The 23,663-nt window shown below is 36.5% G+C and carries 24 protein-coding genes; 9 read left to right on the top strand and 15 right to left on the bottom strand.

The window, feature by feature from the left end:
• Positions 1 to 34: 34 nt before the first annotated feature.
• Both H3T44_RS03630 and H3T44_RS03625 read right to left on the bottom strand, forming a co-directional pair.
• Positions 35 to 1,423 (bottom strand): ATP-binding protein, encoded by a 1,389-nt coding sequence (locus H3T44_RS03630; protein ID WP_198196058.1) that lies wholly within the window; start codon positions 1,421 to 1,423, stop codon positions 35 to 37.
• A complete protein-coding gene (locus tag H3T44_RS03625; protein WP_198196057.1) occupies positions 1,410 to 2,135 on the bottom strand; it encodes a response regulator in 726 nt (241 codons plus the stop codon). The genes H3T44_RS03630 and H3T44_RS03625 overlap by 14 nt, the downstream gene beginning before the upstream one ends.
• 161 nt (positions 2,136 to 2,296) lie before the next feature.
• Between H3T44_RS03625 and H3T44_RS03620 the strand changes: the two genes are divergently transcribed.
• Positions 2,297 to 2,707 (top strand): rhodanese-like domain-containing protein, encoded by a 411-nt coding sequence (locus tag H3T44_RS03620; protein WP_198184469.1) that lies wholly within the window; start codon positions 2,297 to 2,299, stop codon positions 2,705 to 2,707.
• Between the two features lie 7 nt (positions 2,708 to 2,714).
• On the opposite strand, the gene H3T44_RS03615 is transcribed toward H3T44_RS03620, so the two are convergent.
• Entirely contained in the window at positions 2,715 to 3,611 is an 897-nt protein-coding gene (locus H3T44_RS03615; RefSeq protein WP_155568467.1) for a DUF2272 domain-containing protein, read from the bottom strand.
• A 242-nt stretch (positions 3,612 to 3,853) separates the two neighbouring features.
• Between H3T44_RS03615 and panC the strand changes: the two genes are divergently transcribed.
• Entirely contained in the window at positions 3,854 to 4,675 is an 822-nt protein-coding gene (gene panC, locus H3T44_RS03610; RefSeq protein ID WP_198196056.1) for a pantoate--beta-alanine ligase, read from the top strand.
• A 46-nt stretch (positions 4,676 to 4,721) separates the two neighbouring features.
• Here the strand turns inward: panC and dksA are convergent, their stop codons facing one another.
• Complete coding sequence (gene dksA / locus H3T44_RS03605; protein WP_198196055.1) at positions 4,722 to 5,153, bottom strand: RNA polymerase-binding protein DksA; 432 nt, start codon at positions 5,151 to 5,153, stop codon at positions 4,722 to 4,724.
• A gap of 411 nt (positions 5,154 to 5,564) precedes the next feature.
• On the opposite strand from dksA, the gene speD reads away from it, so the two are divergent.
• The 4 genes from speD (at position 5,565) to H3T44_RS03585 (ending at position 7,901) form a co-directional block, all read left to right on the top strand.
• Complete coding sequence (speD, locus tag H3T44_RS03600) at positions 5,565 to 6,029, top strand: adenosylmethionine decarboxylase (protein ID WP_110438541.1); 465 nt, start codon at positions 5,565 to 5,567, stop codon at positions 6,027 to 6,029.
• A 93-nt stretch (positions 6,030 to 6,122) separates the two neighbouring features.
• Positions 6,123 to 6,983, top strand: coding sequence for a polyamine aminopropyltransferase (speE, locus tag H3T44_RS03595; protein WP_198196053.1), 861 nt, complete (start codon positions 6,123 to 6,125; stop codon positions 6,981 to 6,983).
• A gap of 164 nt (positions 6,984 to 7,147) precedes the next feature.
• Complete coding sequence (locus H3T44_RS03590) at positions 7,148 to 7,300, top strand: hypothetical protein (RefSeq protein ID WP_155565898.1); 153 nt, start codon at positions 7,148 to 7,150, stop codon at positions 7,298 to 7,300.
• 22 nt (positions 7,301 to 7,322) lie between these two features.
• On the top strand, positions 7,323 to 7,901 hold the full coding sequence (locus tag H3T44_RS03585) for a histidine phosphatase family protein (RefSeq protein ID WP_155565897.1): 579 nt from the start codon (positions 7,323 to 7,325) through the stop codon (positions 7,899 to 7,901).
• Here the strand turns inward: H3T44_RS03585 and H3T44_RS03580 are convergent.
• From H3T44_RS03580 to H3T44_RS03570, 3 genes are read right to left on the bottom strand one after another with little or no spacing between them, the layout of a single operon-like run.
• Positions 7,869 to 8,645, bottom strand: coding sequence for an adenosylcobinamide-GDP ribazoletransferase (locus tag H3T44_RS03580; RefSeq protein ID WP_198196051.1), 777 nt, complete (start codon positions 8,643 to 8,645; stop codon positions 7,869 to 7,871). The genes H3T44_RS03585 and H3T44_RS03580 overlap by 33 nt on opposite strands.
• Complete coding sequence (locus H3T44_RS03575) at positions 8,642 to 9,658, bottom strand: nicotinate-nucleotide--dimethylbenzimidazole phosphoribosyltransferase (RefSeq protein ID WP_155565895.1); 1,017 nt, start codon at positions 9,656 to 9,658, stop codon at positions 8,642 to 8,644. Before H3T44_RS03575 ends, H3T44_RS03580 begins: the two co-directional genes overlap by 4 nt.
• Entirely contained in the window at positions 9,655 to 10,974 is a 1,320-nt protein-coding gene (locus H3T44_RS03570; RefSeq protein ID WP_232347492.1) for a cobyrinate a,c-diamide synthase, read from the bottom strand. The genes H3T44_RS03575 and H3T44_RS03570 overlap by 4 nt, the downstream gene beginning before the upstream one ends.
• A 147-nt stretch (positions 10,975 to 11,121) precedes the next feature.
• Here H3T44_RS03570 and H3T44_RS03565 point away from each other — a divergent pair, with 147 nt between their 5' ends.
• Entirely contained in the window at positions 11,122 to 12,198 is a 1,077-nt protein-coding gene (locus H3T44_RS03565; RefSeq protein ID WP_198196135.1) for a cobalt-precorrin-5B (C(1))-methyltransferase, read from the top strand.
• 126 nt (positions 12,199 to 12,324) lie between these two features.
• Positions 12,325 to 14,094 (top strand): glycosyltransferase family 2 protein, encoded by a 1,770-nt coding sequence (locus H3T44_RS03560; RefSeq protein ID WP_198196049.1) that lies wholly within the window; start codon positions 12,325 to 12,327, stop codon positions 14,092 to 14,094.
• A gap of 36 nt (positions 14,095 to 14,130) precedes the next feature.
• Here the strand turns inward: H3T44_RS03560 and H3T44_RS03555 are convergent, their stop codons facing one another.
• The 7 genes from H3T44_RS03555 to cbiE form a co-directional block, all read right to left on the bottom strand.
• Positions 14,131 to 14,856, bottom strand: coding sequence for a glycosyltransferase family 2 protein (locus H3T44_RS03555; protein WP_198196047.1), 726 nt, complete (start codon positions 14,854 to 14,856; stop codon positions 14,131 to 14,133).
• Positions 14,856 to 16,478, bottom strand: coding sequence for a capsular biosynthesis protein (locus H3T44_RS03550; RefSeq protein ID WP_198196045.1), 1,623 nt, complete (start codon positions 16,476 to 16,478; stop codon positions 14,856 to 14,858). The genes H3T44_RS03555 and H3T44_RS03550 overlap by 1 nt, the downstream gene beginning before the upstream one ends.
• On the bottom strand, positions 16,475 to 16,849 hold the full coding sequence (locus tag H3T44_RS03545) for an HAD-IIIC family phosphatase (protein ID WP_122124011.1): 375 nt from the start codon (positions 16,847 to 16,849) through the stop codon (positions 16,475 to 16,477). The genes H3T44_RS03550 and H3T44_RS03545 overlap by 4 nt, the downstream gene beginning before the upstream one ends.
• 47 nt (positions 16,850 to 16,896) lie before the next feature.
• Positions 16,897 to 18,777: a discoidin domain-containing protein gene (locus H3T44_RS03540; RefSeq protein ID WP_198196043.1), complete on the bottom strand. Its 1,881-nt coding sequence runs from the start codon at positions 18,775 to 18,777 to the stop codon at positions 16,897 to 16,899.
• A gap of 899 nt (positions 18,778 to 19,676) precedes the next feature.
• Positions 19,677 to 20,432, bottom strand: coding sequence for a precorrin-4 C(11)-methyltransferase (gene cobM / locus H3T44_RS03535; RefSeq protein WP_198196041.1), 756 nt, complete (start codon positions 20,430 to 20,432; stop codon positions 19,677 to 19,679).
• Positions 20,429 to 20,866, bottom strand: coding sequence for a cobalamin biosynthesis protein (locus H3T44_RS03530; RefSeq protein WP_122124006.1), 438 nt, complete (start codon positions 20,864 to 20,866; stop codon positions 20,429 to 20,431). The genes cobM and H3T44_RS03530 overlap by 4 nt, the downstream gene beginning before the upstream one ends.
• Positions 20,811 to 22,034, bottom strand: a complete 1,224-nt coding sequence (gene cbiE, locus H3T44_RS03525; protein ID WP_198196039.1) for a precorrin-6y C5,15-methyltransferase (decarboxylating) subunit CbiE — start codon at positions 22,032 to 22,034, stop codon at positions 20,811 to 20,813. The genes H3T44_RS03530 and cbiE overlap by 56 nt, the downstream gene beginning before the upstream one ends.
• 100 nt (positions 22,035 to 22,134) lie before the next feature.
• Here cbiE and H3T44_RS03520 point away from each other — a divergent pair, with 100 nt between their 5' ends.
• A complete protein-coding gene (locus tag H3T44_RS03520; RefSeq protein ID WP_198196037.1) occupies positions 22,135 to 22,899 on the top strand; it encodes a cobalt-precorrin-6A reductase in 765 nt (254 codons plus the stop codon).
• Here H3T44_RS03520 and cobJ read toward each other — a convergent pair.
• On the bottom strand, positions 22,853 to 23,662 hold the full coding sequence (cobJ, locus tag H3T44_RS03515) for a precorrin-3B C(17)-methyltransferase (protein WP_198196036.1): 810 nt from the start codon (positions 23,660 to 23,662) through the stop codon (positions 22,853 to 22,855). The two genes, H3T44_RS03520 and cobJ, sit on opposite strands and share 47 nt — an antisense overlap.
• Position 23,663: the final 1 nt, after the last annotated feature.

The raw sequence follows: 23,663 nt of genomic DNA, 5'->3' as shown, positions 1-23,663 counted from the left end.
TGAGGTTAATGTAACGAAATTCGTTTCGGGAAAGTTATTCTATAAGCATAACGACTGCACATAATCCATGAGGAATACGATTATGTAAAGTAATATCTCCACCTTGTCCGCGAATAATATTTCTTGCGATTGAAAGTCCCAGCCCAGTCCCTCCTGTAGAACGGTTGCGGCTTGTTTCCATACGGACAAAGGGTTCAAAAACATATTCAAGATTTTCCTGTTCCAATCCGGGTCCATCATCTTCGATCAATATGAAGATATGTTTGTCTTTCTGGTTATAAAGTGATGGGAAGGGAGGTTTTGAGGTTAGCGATACAGTAACATTCCCTCCATAATTAAGCGCATTATTCATTAGGTTTTGTAGGGCTCTTTTTAGGTTGATCGGACGAGCCTTGATTGTATAATTGGATAAGGGATGGTGAAGACGGATTTGATCAATTTTATCCGGATGGGTTTCCTGTAATTCATGGATAAGGGTTTCAATCAGGCTTGTTAAATCAAGATTGATAACAGGTTCATGATGCGTATTGTCACGTCCGAATGCCAGGGTCGCATCAATCATTTTTTCAAGTTCATCAAGATCTGAGATAAATTTTTTTTGTAAATGTTTATCATTGATAAATTCAGATCTTAATTTCAATCGTGTAATCGGTGTGCGCAGATCATGACCAATTGCCAAAAGAAGTTGTGTACGATCATTTACAAAACGATTTATACGCCGTGCCATATCGTTAAATGCCCGTGCGGCTTGGGCAACTTCTTCTGGTCCAGATTCAACAAGAGGAGTGGCATTGACATCTTGTCCCAGCCTTCCCGCTGCTGCGGCTAATGTACTGACAGGGGCAATTAATCGTCGAACACTCCACAAAGTAAGCAGGCTTGTTGCTGTTGCCATGATAAAAAAGCTGATCGGAAACGTTGCTGATTTGAAAGGGTTTGGTGTGGTTAATTCATATATGATGTTTAACCATTGTTTATCATCTGGTAACTGAAATGCGATTGCATTTTTATGTTTGTCTGGATCAGAGGTGGCAATAATTTTGGTTGGACGTAATTCGGGTGGGAACAAGATTGTTGTAAGAAGGTGGGAAACAGTTTGTTCCAATTTAGGGGAAGGGAGATTGACATTTTTAAGATTGGGTTCGTTTGAAAGAAAAATGGTAAATCCATGTATTGGATCTAGATCATTAATCTCATCGGACCGATCCTTGCTATCGACTTCCGAAATATCACGATAAATAGCTGTTGCGCGATTTACAGCTTCCTGTTCTTGGGTGAGGCGATTGAAATCTAGCCGATCCAAAGTATTGATTAACAAGCCACATGCCTCGATCAAACCCATCCCAATGATTAAGATCAAGGCTGTACGAGCTGCTAGAGAATAGGGCCATAAATGCCACTTTCTTGGTTTATGTTGTGACATAGTGAATGGGTAGGGCCAACAAATAGCCTCCTCGGTGAACGGTTTTAATTATTTTTGGCTGGCGGCTGTCATCTTGTAGTTTTCGACGCAATCGGCTTAATGTAACGTCAATTGTACGATCGGTGGAAGGAAGCTGATGCCCATATAGAATTTCGGATAAAGTTTCCCGGGTAACAATTTCTGGGGCATGTTCGATTAAAGCAATTAACAGGTCATATTCCTTGCATGTCAGGGAAACCTCAACATTTTGAGGATTCAGTAGCTGTCTGTGAAGTAAATTGACCTTCCAGCCTCCAAACTGGATGATTTTCTGTATGTAGGGGTCGTGAACGAATTGTTTACGTTGTGAACGATGTAAAACGGCATGGATACGGGCCAGTAATTCTCTTGGGTTGAAAGGTTTTGCCATATAATCGTCGGCACCTAGTTCTAGTCCGATAATCCGATCTGCTTCGTCTCCCATAGCGGTTAACATAATGATAGGAATATCAGCTTTTTTTCTTAACCAATGGGCTATCTCGAAACCACTTTCCTGAGGTAGCATAAGGTCGAGAATCACAAGGTCAAAATGATTGTTTTTCCAAACTTGGCGCACTTGCTCCCCATTATATGCATAGGAAACCTTGAAATGATGTTTTTGCAAGAATTGAGAGAGCAGATCTACAATTTCGTGATCATCATCAATTATTAAAAGATGTATAGTTTGTTCCATAAGATATCAAAAACAAGAAAAGTTAAAATCTGGTCAGATATAGATTAACGTGATTAAAGGCAAATATTATTTATTAACAAAACTTTGAGTAATGATGTTTTTTCTTTTGGAAACCATTTTATAGTGAAAATCAATTAAATTAAAGTAAAGGATAGATTATCATGATACCAGAAATAAAGCCTAAAGAGGCTTGGGATTTGTTAAAAAAGGATGGGCAGGCTCTGTTAATTGATGTCAGAACGCCGGAAGAGTGGGAACAGGTCGGCTATCCAGAGTTATCATCTCTAGGTAAGGAAGTTATCAAGATTAGCCTACAAGACAGGATGGGAAATAGAAATGTGAATTTTATACGGGAGTTGAAAAAAATTGTAACGCAATTAGATCGGCCTTTATTATTCCTATGTCTTATGGGAGGACGAAGTCGAATCGCTGCAATCTTGGCAAAAGATGAAGGCTATAAAAATGTTTATAATATAAAAGAAGGTTTTGAAGGGCCAGCAAATGTCAATGGAGTAAGGGGGACAATTGCTGGTTGGCTAGTAGATAATTTACCTTTCACGAAAAAATCTTAAATAATTTTCACATATTTGTAGAAGGGCTTGCCTCTGCATCATATACGATTTCAATGACAATACACCAGGGATAACGATAGTCATAGCTTGCTCCATTTGCATTGGATATCATGCCCTGAGTGTCAACAGGTACATGGGTCAATGCAACGGAATCATTTACGTTGCCGCCAATAATACTGATTTCTTTGCCAAAAGGTTGCATGTTCTGGTTTGTCATAACGACAATACCGCAATGTGCAGGAAATCCGTATGTTGTGGGAAGTGTATTAAAACGGATAGTGTTCCGGCTTTTACCTCTGGCGGTACAAATCATGTCACCCAGTTTTGGTGCATAAGTGGCTGGATCATGCCCCCTTAAGACAGGAGATGTTCCAGAAGCGGCTGCATTGATATAGGTTGAATGATTGGGTGAATAGGGGAAACGGTCATTTGCACCTGCAATTCTCATGATATAAGAGATAAAAGCCGCGGACCAGGCATAATTTCCATCGTTGATAAAGTTGAAAACGGTTCCATTACTATTATGTTTTCCAGTATAACTTCCTTCTTTCATGCCGGGATCCATACCGATCCACCAATATTCACCCACCCGTTGCCATAAACCGGATGAACGTTCAGCCTTTACATCCGGACTTGTTGGTTCAGGACGCTGAAGGGGATCTTCATCGGCAATGGGTTGGTTAAATACGCGCCATTCGCGTAAGGTTAACGCTACTACTTCCTGGCGGGAAAAAGGTTCATAATTTCTAACTGCAAAATCTGGAACACGGTCATTATAATAATATCCGACCGGTTTTTGCGATGATGCTGTTTGTTGAGTTGGTGTTATACGGGGGTTATTTGGTGGTCCACCACAGGCGACAAGAAACGTAAGGAAAAAAACCGAGATAATTTTACGGATCATTTTAATAAATCATCTTGAATGTTAAAAAGATTAAGAAATGAATATATTATCTCTGATAATTAGTCTTTTTGAAATGATTTTTCTTTCGTAAATAATGTTATTCAAAACAAACTGTGGCTTTAAAACATCTTCATTTTACGATAAGGAAAGGAATCGTTGGTATCCTGACTAAACTGTCATGAATTTTAAAATTATTATTAAAAAACGTATTACATAAATATACCAGGGAAATAGGGGAAGATATGATTATTACCCATGATTTGAACGAGTTTTTAAGGGAGAGAGGGCATTTGGACATGATTGATGTATCCTTTGTTCCAACGATGGGAGCTTTACATGAAGGTCATCTTGCTTTGGTAAAGAAAGCCAAGAAAATAGCCAAACATTGCATTGTAAGTGTTTTTGTCAATCCTTTACAATTTGATCAGAAAGAGGATTTTCTTCGATATCCTAAACTTGAAAAAGAGGATGTTCATTTGCTTGAACAAAATCAGGTCGATATAGTGTGGTTTCCAAAAGTCGAGGATATCTATCCAAGAGGTTTTGACACGCGTATTGAGATAGGTGGACCAGCTTTACAATGGGAAGGTGCATTGCGTAAAGGTCATTTTTCAGGCGTTGCAACCGTTATTTATCGATTGTTTTCTTTAGTCAGACCTAAATTTGCCTGCTTTGGGGAAAAGGATTGGCAACAAATTCAGGTGATTCATAGAATGGTAAAGGATTTGCTTTTACCTGTTACTTTGGTGAATGTGCCAATCGTGCGTGAAAAAGATGGTCTTGCAAAATCATCCAGGAATCGTTTTCTTACGAGTGAAGAGCGTTCGCGAGCACCGTTTTTGTATAAAATATTACAAGAGGCTTATCTAAAGTTAAAAAGTGGAGGTAATATTTCACTTATTTTATCAAACGCAATAGAGGCATTGGAAAAAAAAGAGTTTAAAGTGGATTATTTTTGTGCGGTTGATGGAAATTCTCTACAGAAAATAACCAAGTGGAATGATAATGCACGTCTTATTGCAGCGGTAAAACTGGGAAGTGTACGATTATTGGATAATATATGAAATTTATTTTCCATTCATTTAATTGAAATGGAAAATAAGTCATGGTTTATTCAATTGGTTGGTCATCCCGATAAACGCGTTCCTTTCTCTCATGCTGTTCTTGAGCTTCAATGGAAAGAGTGGCGATGGGGCGGGCCTCTAGCCGCTTCAAACTGATGGGTTCTCCTGTTACCTCACAATAGCCATAAGAACCATCTTCAATTTTCTGAAGTGCGTTATTGATTTTTGCAAGCAGTTTTCTGGCCCGGTCATGAGTACGCAGCTCAATTGCGCGGTCTGTTTCAGAACTGGCCCGGTCATTGAGATCAATATCAACATTTTTGTCTTCTGAGAGATGATTAAGGGCCTCAGTTGAATTTTGCAAAAGAGAATCCCGCCAATCTTCCAATTTCTTTTTAAAATATGCAAGCTGACGAGGATTCATGAATTCCTCATCTTCAGAAGGGCGATAGTTTTTATCAAGCGGTAACGTATTCATTATGCACCTGCTATAGATATGGAATAATAAAGTAGCCTAAATTACTTTTATTAGAGCTTTATAATAGCGAGTAACTATTTCGCCAAGTAAAAAAAATAAATTTTAAAAAATAGTGGGTAAATTAATAAAAACAAGATTTTGAGTCTAAAAATGTAAAAAAAATATTTTTTTGAAAAAATATAAAAAAAAACTTGAGATTCGTCAGTGAAGGGGTCATATACTAACCTAAATATAACGGTGGTCGTTATTTCGCGGAATATATGATATATTATTGATTAGGACAAATTCTGTTTGATTACTAGAACAGGGTTCGTTTCTGATTGAAGTTTATGTATGTTCTAGTTTCACTTTATTCTTTGGCCCAAGGGGGCATATTGCCCAACAGGCCGTCTACTGGTTTAGGGGTACGTGATGAACGGACTTGCTCAACTGGGGATGGTCTCGGAAACTCCGAGAAATAACCAGGTTTCAATTGATTTTTCAGAAAATATGGAAGATCGTAAAGATTATTTTATTGTTAAAGATGGTATGCGTTTTGCAGGAACGCATCTTCTTGTTGATTTGTGGGATGCAACCAATCTGGATAATCCAGAAGAGATTGATCGCATCTTGTGTGAAGCTGCTGTTGTAGCTGGGGCCACGATATTACACAGTCATTTTCATCATTTTTCACCGAATGGTGGGGTTTCTGGTGTTGTTGTTTTGGCGGAAAGCCATATTTCCATTCATACCTGGCCAGAACGGAATTTTGCTGCTCTGGACATTTTCATGTGTGGTTCTTGTGATCCGTATCTTGCCATTCCTGTTTTACAACATTTCTTTAAACCTGAAAGAATTGTACTGGACGAACAGAGGCGTGGGAAAGAAAATTTATAGAAAAACGATATTTCTATAGCAGTAACAAATACTGGACAAAAGAATATTGTCCAGTTTTTTTTGTCATTCAATAAAAGGTGAAAGCAGAATTTAATGTCTTTTAAATGGGTTGATGAAACGTTGTATCCGGCCTGGAAACAGAGCTTCCGTGCTGATAGGGAAATCGTGCATAAAAAATCTTTATTTCAGGATATACGCATTATTGAAAATGAAGAATATGGCAAGGTTTTATTCCTGGATGGCGTGACCCAGATTACTGAAAAAGATGAATTTGTATATCAGGAAATGCTTGTTCATGTTCCCTTGTTGACACATGGCAATGCAAAGCGTGTTCTGATTATTGGTGCTGGAGATGGTGGGGTTTTACGTCGGGTTTTACAGCATCAAACAGTTGAAAAGGCGGTTATGGTGGAGATTGATGGGGATGTTGTCGCTCTGTCCAAGGAATTTCTGCCTGAAATTTCAAAAGATTGCTGGAATGATCCACGTGCGGAAGTGGTTATTGGGGATGGTATCCAGTATGTTGCCGATGCGCCAAAGGAAAGTTTTGATGTTATAATTGTGGATAGCACTGATCCAATTGGTGTTGGTGAAGTTTTATTTACGGATGAATTTTATCGAAATGCAGCCAGAATTTTAACTGGAGACGGCCTGATTGTGAATCAATGTGGTGTTCCGTTTATGCAAGCCGAGGAATTGCGGGAAACCAGTTTGCGTCGTAAAAAATTCTTTTCATATGTATCGGCTTATGTCGCTGCGGTTCCAACCTATGTGGGTGGATTTATGACGCTAGGGATTGCAGGAAAAAAAGAAAATCAAACCAATCAAACAGTTGATATAATTAAGCAACGAGCAAAGGTGGCAAAACTTGAAGGATTGACACGGTACTGGTCTCCAGATGTTCATATGGCATCTTTTTGTCTCCCGCCATATATTAAGGAAAATTTACCATAATAACAATGTGGTTTGAAAATTAAGAATTCTATTTCATGTAAAAAAAACGTATAGTTTACAAACGGTCGGATTTTATGACAATCTGGATTATAGTTTAAAGAATAGAATACATTAATTTTTTTATTAAATTTTCTGATGGCAGGTTGGTAAGAAAGGAAAAGAATATGGCGGCAGCAATTATTTTCTTATCAACCTGTATTGTTTTACTGGTAATGTATTCCATAATCTGTGCGTTATGGGATGTGATATTGGGGCGTTGGAGCAGAGAAGAACAGAAAAAAAATTTTCAACAGGATCTTAATGATTTTGATGAATGAAAGGACAGGTTGATTCATTATTATGAGCATAAATGATCATTTCCAGATTGGTTTAATGCGTCATCCACCTGTTCAGGTTCCTGCTGGCATGTGTTACGGGCATTCAGATATACCTTTACGAAATGGATGGGAACAATATGTTTCGATTCCAGAAGGGTTTGCAATCGATCAGATTTATACCTCCCCTTTGTCACGTTGTCTCAAGTTGGCTCGTGCCATTGCATTGCAATATCAGATCCCATATCAGGAAGATAGGCGCTTGATCGAATTGAATTTCGGTTTATGGGAAGGAAAAAAATGGGATGAAATCCCCAAGGAATTCATTGATGCCTGGGCAGAAAATCCTTGGGATTGGCAGATTCCGGAAGGGGAAACAGGTCGGTTACTTCTTGCTAGGGTTATTGAAATTTGGCATGAAATTAAAAAAAAGGGTCAAAATATTTTGATTGTCTCACATGGTGGCCCTTTACGGCTTTTAAGGCAGATTGCGTTAGAAAAATCAATTGAACTGTTAGGTCCATTACCAGATTTTGGTCGAATTGAATTATTTACTTTTTCAAAACATTATTTAGATAAACAACAAATTGCTTGTAACGAGTAAAGCGGTTGTGGATAATACCTGAACAGCGCCCAGGCAATCCCCGTTATATCCTTTAATATGGTTGTTGATAATCAAGCTGGATAAAAAACCGGTTATAAAGGAAACCAAAAGATACAAGATTGTAAATTTCCAGTTTAAGAAATAGAGACATATGCTTATCGTTACGGTGAAATGAATGAAACTGGAAATAAATGGAATATGATCAAGCTGACTGGCCATACTTTTTGATTGAACAGGGGAAAGGATAAAAACGGGGATCAACATGGATGATCTGGATAAAATCGCAATGGCTGTTAAAAGCGGAATAATTTTCTGATGAAGTGTCATTAAAGAAATCAAGGAGGTGATCTGTATTCCGAGTATAATAAATAATGTTAGAACCCCGTATGTGCCTAAACGGCTATCTTTCATAATGGTCAATTTTTGATTAATACTATGTCCGCCACCAAATCCATCTGCACAATCTGCCAATCCATCCTCGTGTAAACAACCGGTTAGCAATAGATGAAATCCTAATGCTGAAAAGGCGATAATTGACGAAGATAGAGTGGTGAAAGAAAGGGTATAAATAAAACATCCTTCAAGCCCACCGATAAAAGCGGAAATAAATGGCCAAATCCATATGGATCTGGCAAATGAAAAGAAATGAAAATCATTATAAATATAATGAATTGGCAATCGTGAAAAAAAGGAAAGACTACTGAAGAAATCAGTTATGACTTTCCTTATGAAAAGAAAAATCATTTAGGATACGGTAATCCGGCCTCGTCATAGGTGGACATACCTCTATAACAGGCTAGGGCACCTTGAAGAATTGGAATGGTTATTGCGCATCCGCTGCCTTCTCCCAATCGCATATTAAAGGCTATCAAAGGATATTGGTTCAGGTTTCCGGCCAATAACAAATGCCCTTTTTCTGCAGAAAGATGGCTGATTTTTGCATGATCAAGACCTGACGGGTTTAGCTTTTGCAATGCTGCTACAGCGCTGGTGCAAACAAAACCATCTAATAATACCGGAATATTGAGATAACGAGCAGCCAAAGTGGCCCCCAACAAAGCCGCTTCTTCGTATCCACCAAAGTGGCGGCAAATTTCAAGTGGGTCATCGAGAATATCCTGATGTTTGGCTAGAGCCTCATCAACAACACGTTGTTTGTTCTGGATATATTCAGGCGATTGACTTGTGCCTTTGCTGACCCATTGGGCACCATTTCCACCAAACAGGGCGGCACTCAAAGCGGCAGCTATTGTTGTATTGCCAATTCCAACTTCCCCTAAACAAAGCAGATTGATATTGGGTGTTACGGCATTATATCCCGTCTCGACCGCCTTAAGGAAATCATGTTCTGACATGGCCGCTTCATGACAGAAGTTTTTGGTTTTCTCAAAATGATTTAGAGGGATAATACGCAGTTCTGCTCCCGCAGTTTTTGCCAGCTGGTTAATGGCTGCATGTCCCTGTTCGATCTGGGTGACCATCAATTCCGTAACGACAGCATTGTAGGGTGTGACACTTTCGTCGGTAATGCCATGGTTTCCAGCAAAAATCATGATGCATACCTTATCGAGGCTGGGCATTTCTTTTTTTTGCCAGGATGCTAGCCATGCAACCAGATTTTCAAGTTCTCCTAAACTGCCAGGAGGTTTTAAAAGGTTATTCTGGCGGGTAAAAGTGGCCTGTTCAGCTTTTTTATCCTTTTCGGGCAGTACAAGGCACAATTTTCTTAATTCGGTAATAGACTTAAAGTGTTTCATGATTTTAATGCAATACTATGGAAAAAACAGCCTGTAACTTTATTACGTCTTCCACCTTCCGGACCAAGATAATTGTCTGTTCCATCGCTCAGTAAGGCATATGGCTGGTCAGATCCTGGATCTGAAAGGGTTGCGTAATGAAATTCATGGCCATATATTGTAAGATCCCCGTTTTGGTTAGGTAACCTCGCTATACGATATCCTAAATGAATTTTAGGTTTTGCATAACTGCAGCTATGGCTGAGCAGCCCACTCATTCTATGTGCTTGCCCGTTTTTGTCAATGAGGCTTTTCCCCATAACCATATATCCCCCGCATTCACCATGCACAGTTTTAGTTTGGGCAAAGTTTTGTAAACCCTGTAAAAACTGATTGGCATTGGCAATTTTTTCCGCATATAGCTCTGGATATCCTCCTGGTAGCAAGCAACTATCACATTTTTCTGATGGTGCCTCATCTTGCAGTGGAGAAAAAAAATGGATGGATGCTCCCTGTCGATGCCATCCATCAAGAATATGGGGATAAATGAAACTGAAAGCGAGATCTCTTGCGATTGCTATTCTTTGACCAAGGGGTGGTAGGGCAATAATTGAATTGTCTGATGGGATGGAAAGCTGAGGAATATATGACAATAATTTATCCAGATCTATATTTTCTTCAATAAAATCAGCCAGAAAATCAAGGTGATTATCCAGATCCTCATGTTCTTCGGCTTGAATTAATCCCAGATGCCTTGTCGGTAAATAAAGTTTTGAATTACGGGGAACACTGCCCAATATCGGAATATTAATCCGGTCAAAGGCAGCTTTGGTATTTTGATAATGACGGGGGGATGCCACATTATTTAAAATTACACCGAGAATCTTGAATTTCGGGTTTATATTGGCGAAACCATAGGCAATAGCAGCGGCCGATTGCGCCTGACCAGTAATATCCAGAACCAATATGATTGGAATGTTGTAGCGTATTGCCAGATCGGCTCCACATCCTCTTTTGCCTTCTTCATTTTCGATGCCGTCCAAAAACCCCATTGAGGATTCAATGATGAATAATTCTGCACTTTTTGTTGAGGCATTAAATAAATGGTCAAGTAAAGGAAAAGGCATGGCCCAGCTATCTAAATTAAAGGATGTGTCTTGCGTTGCGATGGCGTGAAAGGCGGGATCGATATAATCTGGTCCTGATTTTGCCGCACGAACATGTATGTTTTTACGGCGTAAAGCAGTTAATAATCCTAGGGTGATGGTTGTTTTTCCACTTGCCGATTTGGGAGCGGCGATCATAAATGCTTTGATAGAATGCGGTTGATTGTTCATATAAATATTTGAACTTGAATGAAAAAAAGTTTATTGATGATTGAAATAACCTGTAAAATACAAGCCATTTGAAGAATAGCAATCATAGATCAATTTTCCCTGATTTAGAATTAAATTAAAAAAATTACTATTTCGTGAAAAGGAGGAATATTGGAACATGTCAAAAAATTAAAATATGGTTGGACAACGGGGGCTTGTGCGACAGCAGCTGCAAAAGCGGCTTATTTGGCTTTAAAACGTGGTTTTTTTTCGGATCGTGTTACAATTACTCTTCCACAGGGGAAAAGAGTTTCATTTATGATTTTTAACCACAAAATTCTGGATCGGCACTGTGCAATTGCCTCGGTTATCAAAGATGCGGGGGATGATCCTGATGTTACCCACGGAGCGGAAATCCGTGTAAGAATAACAATCTTGTCCATTGATCGTGGAATTGTTTTCAAGGCAGGAAAAGGTGTGGGGACAATTACTAAACCAGGATTACAATTGCCTGTTGGTCAGCCTGCAATCAATCCAGTACCTCGTCAAATGATCCGGTATGCATTGAACGAGGTATTTCCTTCCCCTGATGTAGAGGTAGAAATAAGCGTTGTTAATGGAGAGGAGCTTGCAAAAAAAACGATGAATCCAAAATTGGGTATTATGGGTGGATTATCGATTTTAGGAACAACAGGCATTGTTGTACCGTTTTCTTGCGCAGCATGGATCGCGAGCATTCATCGCGGGATAGATGTGGCACGGGCTGCAAATTTGACGCATCTGATTGCCTCTGTCGGGAATGTATCTGAAGAAACGGCCAAAAAAATCTATACACTGCCCGAATCAGCCTTTATTGAAATGGGTGATTTTGTTGGAGGAGTTCTGAAATATCTAAAAACACATCCAGTTCAATGGCTAACCTTGGCAGGAGGCGTTGCCAAATTTACAAAATTGGCACAAGGTCATCTGGATCTTCATTCTGGTCGTTCACAGGTAGATTTTGCACAATTGGCAGAATGGGTTGCGGAATTGGGGGGGGAGGATAGTTTTGTTGAGAAGGTCAGGCTGGCTAATACTGCCCTGGAGGTTTTCAGGAACTGTCATGTAAAACGGTTGCCCCTAGCTGATTTTATTGCAGAAAAGGCATTGGCAGTTGTAAAAGAAACACTTGATCCCGTGATTTTTAAAATCGAAATTCTGATGATTGATCGTAAGGGTAATTGTCTTGGGAGGGCATTTGCATAATGTATTAATAATATCAAATATTGGATTTCTGATTAATTATTAGATTATCATATTTTATTAGAAAATATTGCTAAAATAAGGTAAGTGTTTAGATCAATCATTAGATGAAAGCGGGTCCGATATTATATGCATGTTCTTCAAAATCTGCTTTTTAATAATCATTTATCAGATATTTCAGAAAAATTATATTTTGATATTCAAAAAGGCGGTATACAACCGTTATCGGAAAATGATGGAATTATTCTTGAAAAAAATAGCAGAATTTCTTTTGGAACATATTTCAATTATTTTTCCTTAAATACATGGCGTAAATATTGCCAACTCAAAGATCTTCATTTTCAGTTACAGGGAAAAGGTGAATTTGTATTGAGGTTCTGGTTGACAGACAAAAATTACCAGCCTTCTTCATCAAAGCGTGTTATTGAAAAACAAGTTTATTTAAATAAAGATCAAAATTGTTTTTGCATTGATTGCTCATTTTTATTGAAAAAACAAGGCATTCTTCATTTTACAATAGATACAAAGGGCGAATGTTTCATACAGGGTGGTTCTTTTTGCACCAAAACAGATCCTGTTAACTATATAAAATTAGGAATAGTTATTACGCACTATAATCGTAAAAAATATCTGATCCCTGCCATTCGGCGGATAGAAACGCAGCTTTTATCTAATGAATCTTTTAAAAACAACATTGATCTTATTATTGTAGATAATTCTCGAGATGTTTCTTCAGAAGAGGCAGGGGAGGCGATTGTTATTTCTAATCTCAATTATGGAGGATCCGGGGGATTTACACGCGGATTACTGTATTTGAAAGATCGTCATTATACACATTGTCTTTTTATGGATGATGATGCCAGTTGTGAAATTGAATCTATAATCAAGACTTTCAGATTATTGCAATATTCAGTCGTGGAGCGATTGGGAATAGCTGGAACCATGTTATATGAAAAAGAATCGACAATCATTCATGAGAAGGGTGCCCAGTATAAGCCCTTAAGCTTGATACAGCTATATTGTGGTCTTGATATATCGAAATTTGAAACTATTATAGCGACTGATTTAGATAAAAAGAAAATTGAATATGGTGCCTGGTGGCATTTTGCCTTTAAGATTGAAGATGTAAATTATTTTCCATTTCCTTTTTTTGTTAAGGGAGATGATATGCTTTTCGGATTAATGAATCATTTCAATATCATTACTGTGAATGGCATATGTGTTTTTGGAGAGGATTTCCGTTACAAGGATGGCCCCTTACCCCGATATTTAAGCGTAAGGGCCAATTTTGCTTTGGCTTTGATATATTCAGATTGTTCTTTATGGATTTATGTCTGGCGTTATATACGTTGGATATTTATTTCCATTTTAACCTATCGTTATGCTTCTGCCCGAGCTACTAGCATTGCTTTGCAACATGTTATGCGAGGTCCAGAATTCTGGACACGCTATTTATCCTTAACAGATATATATCCTGCCATTTCGAATGTATTGTCGGAAGAGAAAATGGATGATGTTGATATAGATCAACTAAAACCAAGTATCAGGCAAGTTCGTTTTCCCATATTGAAAAAAATCATTATTATTATGACCTTCAATGGTTTTTTTCTTCCTGATTTTTTTATTAGAGACAGACTTATTCTGAGTAAAAAGGAAATAAAACATTTTCCATATGAAATATTTTTAGAGAGGAATATATTATATTATTCAAGTGAATATAATAAAGGTTATGTAGCGATATATAATAAAAAAAAATTTTTTTCCGAATTGTTTTTAGGTTTGAAATTGATGATTCAATTTGTTGTTAGATTCAAAAAATTAAAAAGAGAATATAGACAAGTGGTTCCAAAAATCATGACAGAAAAATTTTGGAGAAAGGTTTATCAATTCAAGAGATGATTGGTTAACTGGACATAGTCCAGTTTTATATCAAAGCTAAGAGTTTTTGCATAAAGCTTCATATTCCGCGGGAATCCCACAGAATGTTATGCAATCTTTATTAACAAGTTTATAGTGAATTTTTTTATTATTTTGAATTAAATAATTATATAAGGGCGCTATATATAATTCGGATGTAGAAGGCGTTTTTCTTTCTTGTTGAAGAGCATATAGGAAATCTCCAGATTTCTTGAAGTGATAAAGACCGTTACAACATAAATCGGATATTGGTTTTTTTTCTGCGGTTCTTAGAGCGATAGGCTCTTGACTTTCAGAATCTGGTTCCACGTAAGACCAGTTTTCACCATCACCCTTAAATACTTCTAGATATCCGTCAGAACGTTTAAACCATTCTTGTTTGGGAAAATGAAAATCCCTTCTAAAGGTATCAATATTGAATATTGTCAGCGCCATGTTATTTTCAAGACCGGCTTTGTGAATTCCATATTCTACAGTTTCTGCCTGTCCAGCGGTAGGATGATCTAGAATGACTATATTTGCTTTTTTGATACTAAGCTTGTCAATTTCAGTTTGTATAAAATTTTCCGTATTCATAATTGAACGGGCAATGAACAGAAATGGAGTATCTTGGAAATATGCTTTGAAACTTTCAACTGAATGGGCAAAAACTGTTTTTCCATTTAAAGGCAACATGTATTTAGGTTGCGTATATCCAGCTTTTGAAAAACGGCTGGACAGTCCCGCCATTGGAATAACTATCATTAATCTCTTCTTTCAAATATCGAATATAAACGTAAGGCATTTGCAATAAATGCTTTTTGTCGATCAGGGCGATCAGCATGTAAAGGTAACATCGATAAAAATAATGCTATGGTCATAGCTTGGATTTCTTTGCTTGAAACCGTAATATTTGCAATATTTATTTTATTAAAATATGTCTGTAGCCATTTATGGGAAGATGATAAATCAAATGTTAGTTCGAAATCGTATTGATTATTGTTAATAAGATTATAGCGTCCTGTTATGATAAAGTCATATAACCCGTTAATTGAATGGGATAGCTTGGCCATATCATAACGTAAATCACCATAATTTTCCTTTATATGGGGAAATACATATCCTCTTGGATCAATCACTGTAATACGACGATTGCGTGAATTATATAAAATGTTACTGAAACAAAAATCGCCATGCATGATTGTACATAATTCTTCAGGATTTTTTGTAATAAAATCTGACAAATTATTTGCAATAGTTAATAATGATGGATATTTATTACCATTGAAAACGAGGTCATGCATGATATTAAAACCTGTTTGATTTGAAAAGAGTTTCAAACGTTCAAAGGTTTTGTTACCTACTAAATGTGCAGTGTAATCGTCCCGCTTTTTTTTACCTTTTTGTTTTGCGCATAAATTCAGGAAATCAGTACAAGAGGCCAGAATTTTGTTCCATGTAGCTTTTCCAATATCTGAAAATACGAATAATTCAGCTAGCGTTGGTGTGTATTGATATTCAGTGGAATAGAATGTTTTGTCATTATCTTGTCCGTATTCGAAAAGACGAGCGGTGAAGGGTTTTAGATTTGGTGGAGTTGATTCCAACCACTCTGCTTCAGCAAGCATCTTAAAAGAATCAGAAGAAATTTTTTTAACTGTATTTGAGGTAATTTGGAGTGAATTAAAGGCCCTTGCAGTTGTAACCAAACGTCTTGATTGAAAATAAGTCTGAATATGTCCAAAGTCATACCAGTTTTTAATAGCTTTTATTTTTAAGGGCTGATGTTTGTTATATAAGTTTATTCCCTCAATAAAATTTCCACGTGCTTGACATAAGGACTTGATCAGTTCATTCCCCTTTGAGAAAGAAAAATAGCCACAAGCTACTGGACGGTAATTATTTTCATCTTTGGTTGATTTGATGGTTTCAAGATTTTTAATATATTTATCATCAGCTTGATTGATAACTGCCCAAGAATAATCGTCACCATCAGGATAACTTGCAATAATATCCATTTCTTGAGGAATATCATCAAGAATTGTATCACCGTGTAAAATACGTATGTTCGAATTGTATGCATTGATGACATTAATCGTATATACTAGGGAATTTCCTAGAGACATGTCATCCGGGACAGAAACGATTACTACACCTTTTTCTTTTAAAGCATGTTGATCATAGGGAGTAACAATAAAGCTATCAGGCAAAGTCAGGTAGATTAGTGAATTTTCAATTAAGTTTTTTCTAAAATTTTTAACCTGTATTTCAAATAATCTTCCCGTTCCCAAAGGTAGAAAGGAAGGGGGAATTAAACCAAATTCGGCTGCCAGTTCTTGATTCACATATGCAGCAGAAGTGATAATATTTACGCAAGATGAAGTCATTTTTTTGTTTCAATTAATTTTGTAATTTCATCAAAAGACATTGAAATGAATTCAGACGGTCGTATGGCACGATCATCAATATAAAATCCCTCTTTTCCACACCATGGTTTTCCTACATAAATTTCATCATATGGAATTTCATGTTTTTTTAACCATTCAATGATAATTGGTAAAGTATTGGCATTAATCTTTCCAATATCACCGTTATAAGTATACATATTTCTGGCTGTTTGAATAATAATTTCAAATCCTTGTTTCTTGTATTCCCTTAATTTTTGAATAACTGGTAGATTCGGGAGTTTGTCAGCATAAGAAACACCCGAAGTATTAATAGTTAAGGTATCATCAAGGTCGAAAACCAAACGTTTCATATAAATATTCAATTCATTATTAATATGTATAAAATTATATATAAATGTTAAAAAATTGACATTTCAACTTCAATTAAATTGTTTGAAATAATTGGGGTGCCAATACATTGGCAATTAAGAAAATAGTAATCTATTTTATTTTCATTTTCTTCCTTTAAATCCCAATTTCTTACAAAATAATTATGAGGCCCTTCAATATTTGTATGTTCTACAAAACGTTCAAATAATTTTTGATAATGATGATAGTTATTCATCTTATTTTTATCGATTGAGATTTTTATTGATTTATTCTTTTGCTGTGATGATAAATACAAATATCCCTCCAATTCGGAAATATTAGAAACCAAAGTTTTTTTCTGGGCATCAAAGGAGAGACAAAAATAGCGTAAAATATTACAGGTATTTTTTTTCTCGATGAGAAAAAGGGATAAATCAACAAGGTGATTTGTATTTTCAAAAAATAAGTGTGCAGGTCCTGTTTCTGGATCTTCTGAATCTGTGAAGGGCTGACCTATATCTAAATAAAATCTTTGTCGTTCCACTGGATAATTATTATAATTCCAGTGAAAATCTAAAGCCAATTTTTTTTTATCCGGTTTCCATTTTTCAGTCAGTGGCAATGTCTGTATTCTGGATTTAATGGCTTGCAAAAAATCATTAAGGATGATTGAAGCTTGTAATTTGTTAGGCAATCTTTCTTTTTTTTCTAGTCCAATTAATTGTCTTCCCCATGATGTACAAACAGCCAAGGTTGTTGATGCATAACAATCTCTCGGAAACCATTTAATGGATGAAATATGATCTGGTAATTGTGATCCTATAGATAAAATTTCCTTGATTTCTATTAAATAGTTAGGTTTTGTCCATAACATAAAACAGATATGAGTATAATATCCAGAGCCGAACTGGTTGAAAATGGAAATAGGAATGACTTCTTCAAGTGCAACGAAAAAATGAGAGGATAAAAAAGGTGCCAAGTTTTTTATCTCTTCAACTTTTTCAAGAATTAAAAACCAATCCTTTTTATGGGCAAATAATCCCTCGATTTGGGTTGCTGAAATACGGGTAAGTCCGATTTCATTAATGATATGTTCTTTTAATTGGGGAAGAGATTTATAGTGATGCCACATCCAAGTTCCATGATTAGTAGTGATTTCAGCGTCAAGATCAACATCATAATCGTAAGATCTTTGTGAGGCAATTGGAGTTAAAGCTTTTTGATTCAATTGATTTAGTATGGAGGATATTGTAAGGTGCCTTACAAAAAGACTATTTGAAGCCATTGTACAAAAGTAGTCAAAAACAAGATTATTTTTTGCGTAATCCAACGTTTCAAGATGTCCTAATAATAGAGTATTTCCCCATTTGTGTCTTTTAAACCCTCCATTAATGATGATAATACGGTTACTAATTGTTAAAGCAGCCTTAGGAATGGGTCTATTATGTGGAAAATTTAATATTAAAATAACATTTTCTGGTGTAAAAAAAAGAAAGTTATTAATATATAACATTAAATAATCATCAGATTCATTGAATAATGTACTAATAACTATCCTGCTATTAGCTGCCTCTTTTTTTGTTTTTTCTATAAAAGAGGAGATATTTATTATTTCTTCATTATTGTCGATGTGGTTATTGTCCAGTGTTATTTCCAATTTATCTAAATTGCCTTTAGAATTTAATTGAAATTTAATATACTGTGCTTGAATCTTTTTACTTAAATGAATATCAAATTCGGTTGGATTATCCCAATGATGACTGGGTTGTGTATAATAACATACCCAATCCTGGTTATTGTTAGATAAGAATATTGAAAATAAAGGTATACTGATATCATTGTTATTAAAGTTTTTGATATGAAGTGTATCAATTGTATTTTCTTTTCCTAAGTCAAAAACTTTAGAAGGAAACCATATTTTTTGCATCATTATTTTTAATGTCTTTAATTGTTAAACTGATGTAGAAATCTTATGAAAATTTAATATTTTGAACATATATGAAGATTTATATTTCGATACATTAACCTTAATTGATATTAAATAAAAGTTATATCAAAAAAAATAATTAATGATCATAAACAAATTCACTGTTGATTTAATGATAGATTGTAATCTAATTACAAATTAGAAATAAACTTCCTGACAGGATCACAAATATTTCTATTAATTCTTTTAACCCCATATAAATGGTTTTTATCATAAATTTGCCAAATATAATTGCCATCATTAAGGTATTCTTTTTTTTGAAGGAAATCTGTATCTTTATTTAGGAGAGATAGAACCGTTTTAATATTAATTTTGTAATTTTTTAAAAATTAAGAAATTAAATTTAATAATCTTTAATAATGAATTAAAATAATTTTGACATGTGTTAAGGTTATTAGTCGTGTCTTGTTTATGTTATGCATTTTGATTAAGTGTTTTAGGATCGAAGGTGTTTAACTCAATTTTTCGTAAAGTATTGTATGGGAATGTGATTCAACGAAATATGTTGTTAGTTTGAGATAACATTAAATATTTTAATATTATGAATTTTTTTAGTTCCTGAATACGATTTCAGGGGTAATATGAATCCAGATTGCTGGGTTAAATCTTGCAATTTCTTGTCACAAATTACTTTTGTATGAAAATAGGTTTGTATTTTAAAATTTTTTTTAATGCATTTACTGTTCACAATAACTGGAATTAATGTTGGCAATGGTAAGAGATATGTTTTAAAAAATGGTTTCATTCTGTATGAATTGTTTTTTTATAATTACACGTGATAAAAATCAAAGGACTGAAAAATGATCGAAAAATGTTTTAATATTTATTGAATAGAATAAATATTATTGATTTTTAAAACGACGTTGATAGTTAACATTATATAGGGCACTTTCCATATGGTTTTTACTACCCATAGCAGGACCAACCATAATTAACGCAGTACGTTGGATTGGATTGGCGTTTATTTTTTTTAAAATAGTGGCCAATGTTCCCTGTATAATTTTTTCATTTGGCCAGCTTACATGCGCAGCGATGACGATTGGACAATTTTCTCCATAAAAAGGAACCAAACGCTGAACAATTTCTTCAATACGATGAATGGCGAGATGAATAATCAGTGTAGTGCCAGTTTGTGCATAGGTTTCTAATTTTTCTTTTTCTGGCATTATTGATGCACGTCCAGAAATGCGTGTTAAAACAATGGATTGTGCTATTGTTGGAATAGTCAATTCTTTTTTTATGATTGCAGCAGCGGCTGCAAAAGCGGGTACACCGGGTGTAAGTGTATAGGGAATGGCGTGTTTTTCAAGTCGGCGGATTTGTTCGGCAACAGCACTATAAACAGAGAGATCCCCTGAATGTAAACGGGCAACATCTTTTCCCGCTTGAGTTGCTTTTACAAATTCAGCTTCAATCTGATTCAAATTTAGTGGGGCCGAATCAATTAATTGTGTATCAAAAGAGCAAAATTTCAGAATATCTTTAGGAATAATAGATCCGGCGTAAAGACATACTGGACATTGTTCCAAAAGCTTTTTCCCACGTAATGTTATAAGGTCAGCAGCCCCTGGGCCTGCCCCGATAAAATGGACGGTCATGGTGTTGAGGATCCTTTATAGGCTAAAGATAAGGTAATTCCTTTATAAATCATCTTTCGTATCAGTAAATGATCTTTTTTGTGCATAATGGCTAAAAGACAGGCTTCTGAAACAGCACCAAAACCGGTTAGTTCATAAATTCTGTTTGAATAAGATTGACATTGGGACTGAAGATTTTTGAGCGTGTCCAATGCAATGAATTGAATGGGTAGTTTATAATGATGTTGCAGGATTAGATAAGTGCTATCTTTTTGTTTAAAAGCAGGCGCAGCAATTAAATAAATAGAGGCCCGATAGTTTCGTTTAATTTCTTGCAGTGTACAATATATATGTTTGGCATTTGTTTTTTTTTGACTGCCTAGACCAATTAATAAAGTGTCAGGGGAGGCGCGTGACGCAATATTGGGTAATGGTGCGGTCGGGTCTGAAACCATGGTAATTCCCTAAAGATTCATAATGCTGGATTTGAAGGCGGCTGATTGTTCCGCCCAATTGTTGTTGAGTCTGAAAAAGGATTTGATCGCTTTCGGTCGTTACGGAATTAATAACCAGCCGTCCATAAGGATGAAGGTTTCTCCATACAGTTTTTAAAAGATCAGGTGCTGTTAATCCACCTCCGATAAAAACGGCATCAGGACGTGGCAGTTTATCTAAAACTTCAGGGGCCTTGCCTTCAATGATTTTCAGGGATGGGACACCCAGACTATATGCGTTTTCCCTTGCTCTTACAGCCCGATCATGACGTGATTCAATGGCAATGGCTTTACAGCCGGGATGGGTTAACATCCATTCGATGGCAATGGAACCGGATCCCGTGCCAATATCCCATAACAAAGCGCCAGGAAAAGGTTGCAATGCTGATAAAGTTGCCGTGCGGATATATTGCTTTGTTAATTGACCATCATGTCGAAAATAGGAATCTTTTCGTCCATGGCAATAGGGAAGCCCTTCAAACCGGTCTAATTCAAGGGCAATCATGTTTAAAGGGTCAATTGTTCCGGGCAGGGATTCTTTTAATAAAAAAGAACGTATCCGTTCCCGCGGTCCACCAAGTGCTTCAAGAATATAAAATAATTTATATGGGATTTGCCATTTTTCCAGATATGCCTTGACGTTATGAGGTGTTGATTCATTTTCGGATAAAATAAGTGTTCTACGACCTGGTATTAAGGCTGGGCGCAAGGTTTCCAATGCACGACCACATAAGGAGATTGTCTCAATGGTTTGTCCTGACCAACCTAACCGGTTGCAGGCAAGGCTATAGGATGAAAGGGTGGGAAAACTTTGCCAATCATTGATAGCCAAGGATTGTACGGCTAAAGGACCAATCCCATACCAGAACGGGTCACCTGACGCAAGAATTGCAACTGATTCAGGTTTAAGGTTATTGATTTTGTTTATGGATTCTTGAATGGGCGACGACCATATTTCTGTTTGACCTTGAATAAGGGTGTTTGCCAGTTTCAAATGACGCTTACCACCGAAAACGTAAGATGCGTTTTTTAGACATCTACGAGCCTGATCGGAAAGGGAGTTGATACCATCTTCGCCAATACCAATAATGCTAAGAAAAGGGTAAGCCATATTATTTACAAAAATCACTTATTAATTCTATCAGGTAACGGAAATGAATTATAGCTGGGGTAATTGAAAAAATCATGTAATCTATTTATGTAATGACAAATTTTTATAGGTATCTTTAGTGGGACAAAAAAGAAAAAAGATTTTGCTTTTAGGTGGCACAAGTGAGGCTTCCCAATTAGTACACTGTCTGCAAAATAATGATTCCATAGAAGTTATTTTTTCTCTAGCGGGTGTGACAAAAAATCCTGTATTACCCAGAAATGTGATATCACGTGTGGGTGGGTTTGGTGGTGTCACCGGATTGATAATGTGGTTAAAGAATAATCAAATAGATTTCCTGATTGATGCAACACATCCTTTTGCCCTACAGATGACTAATAATGCATGGAAGGCAGCGAAGATTTGCAGAATTCCCTTTTTGAATTTGCAACGTCCGGCATGGCAGAAGCGGGATGGTGATCATTGGTATGAGGTAAATTCAATTCCTGAAGCTGTAAAGGTTTTGGGTCATAGAACGTTAAGGGTATTTTTAACTATCGGTCGTAAAGATATATTATTATTTAAAGAGAATATTATCCAGCATCATTATTGGATAAGAAGTGTTGATAAGCCTGATGATACGGTTTTGCCAAGTCATGCCGAGGTCATTACTGCCAGAGGACCTTTTGATGTGCAAAGCGAATATGATTTTTTAAAACAATACCATATTGAACGTATTGTTACGAAAAACTCCGGTGGTCAGACTGTTTATGCAAAAATTGATGCGGCAAGGAAATTGTCAATTCCTGTGATCATGATTCAAAGACCTGTTATGCCCCAACTTCCTTCTGTTTCAACTATGGATAAGGCTTATCAATGGTTGATGAGTCGTCTTCAGGGATAAATTCGGTTATAATCGAACGAGATGTGTAGAACCAGGGACGTATATTTTCCCGTGACTGGGGAATTAATTGACTATAACGGTTACCAATCAAGACCAGGGTTTGCATATTTCCCATGGAGCCTTTGGCATCGCCCAGGGTGGTTAGGTGAATATGTTCGTTTTTTCGGGAAATTGCCTGACAAAAAGCCACTGGAATATAGGGAGGTAAAATTTCCTTCAATAATTCAAAAGCTTTATCAAGTTGCCATGGTCTCGCTTTGGAAACGGCATTATAAAGGGCTATGACAAAATCAGCCTGAGCCGCAAGCCTTAAACGGTGCAGAATAAGTTTCCAAGGTTTCAGGTTATCGGAAAGGGAAATGGCGCAAAAATCATGACCTAAAGGCGCTCCTAGTCTTGCAGCCGCCGCAAACATGGCGGAAATTCCTGGTAAGACAGTTATTTCAATCTCTTTCCATATTGGTTTTCCATGATCAATGGTTTCAAAAATGGCACTGGCCATGGCAAAAACGCCGGCATCTCCTGAAGAGACAACCCCAACCTTATAGCCTTTTCCGGCAAGTGTTAACGCATGTTCGGCACGATCAAGTTCTTCGCGATTATCTGATTTATGTTTTCGTAAAGATGGTCTATCAGGGATGCGATCAAGGTAAGGGCCATAGCCAATCAGGTCTGTTAAGGTTGGCAAAATTTTTGATGCTTCAATCGTCAGTAAATCAGGATCTCCAGGACCAAGGCCTATGATGTATAGATGTCCCGTCATC

The organism is Commensalibacter sp. M0355 (genome assembly GCF_016101365.1).
GTDB classification, from domain to species: Bacteria; Pseudomonadota; Alphaproteobacteria; order Acetobacterales; family Acetobacteraceae; genus Commensalibacter; species Commensalibacter melissae.
Note: the sequence above shows the minus strand (reverse complement) of the source record. Positions and strands in the feature narration are given on the sequence as shown.